At 68.2% G+C, this 1,158-nt stretch carries 1 protein-coding gene; it reads left to right on the plus strand.

The features are described from left to right. The coding region (locus ACF8R4_RS23030) for an amino acid adenylation domain-containing protein (RefSeq protein WP_392493536.1) at positions 1-1,158 on the plus strand (1,158 nt) is incomplete at both ends.

Raw genomic sequence — 1,158 nt, forward strand, 5'->3', positions numbered from 1 at the left:
TGAGCTACCGTGAGCTGAACCGGCGCGCCAACCAGCTGGCGCACAAGCTTCGCGAACAGGGCGTGGGGCCGGACGTGCTGGTGGGCATTGCCGCCGAGCGCAGCGTGGACATGGTCATCGGCCTGCTGGGTATCCTCAAGGCCGGTGGCGCCTATGTGCCGCTGGACCCGGAATACCCCGCCGAGCGCCTGGCCTACATGATGCAGGACAGCGGCATCGGCCTGCTGCTGACGCAAGCCCACCTGCTGGCGCAGTTGCCGGTACCTGAGGGTGTGCAGCCACTGTTGCTCGAACCGCTGCCGGGCTACAGCGATGCCGACCCGGTGCACCACACTCGCCCGGGCAACCTGGCCTACGTGATCTACACCTCCGGTTCCACTGGCCGGCCCAAGGGCGCGGGCAACAGCCATCGCGCGCTGGTCAACCGCCTGTGCTGGATGCAGCAGGCCTACGGCCTGGATGCCGGCGATACGGTGCTGCAGAAAACCCCGTTCAGTTTCGACGTCTCGGTCTGGGAGTTCTTCTGGCCACTGCTGGCCGGCGCACGCCTGGCCGTGGCGCAACCGGGCGAGCACCGTGATCCGGAGCGCCTGGTGGAGGTGATCAGGCAGTGCGCGGTGACCACGCTGCACTTTGTCCCGTCGATGCTGCAAGCGTTCATGGGCAGCGCCGAGGTTGAGCGCTGCAGCAGTCTCAAGCGCGTGGTGTGCAGCGGCGAAGCCTTGCCTGCAGAGCTGGCGCAGCAGACCCTGGCACGCCTGCCCGGCGCACAGTTGTACAACCTTTACGGCCCGACCGAAGCGGCCATCGATGTCACCCACTGGACCTGCCGCCCGGGCGGCGACAGCGGCGTGCCGATTGGCCGCCCGATCGACAACCTGAAAACCCACATCCTCGGTGCCGGGCTGCAGAGTGTCGCCCCACGCGCGGCTGGCGAGCTGTACCTGGGCGGCATCGGCCTGGCCCGTGGCTATCACCGTCGCCCGGCGTTGACGGCCGAACGCTTCGTCCCGGACCCCTTCGACAACACGGCACAAGGCGGCGGTCGCCTTTACCGTACCGGCGACCTGGCGCGCTACCGGGCCGACGGGGTGATCGACTACAAGGGCCGTCTCGATCACCAGGTGAAAATCCGCGGGCTGCGCATCGAGCTGGGCG

This window comes from Pseudomonas sp. FYR_2 (assembly GCF_043106425.1).
GTDB lineage: Bacteria > Pseudomonadota > Gammaproteobacteria > Pseudomonadales > Pseudomonadaceae > Aquipseudomonas > Aquipseudomonas monteilii.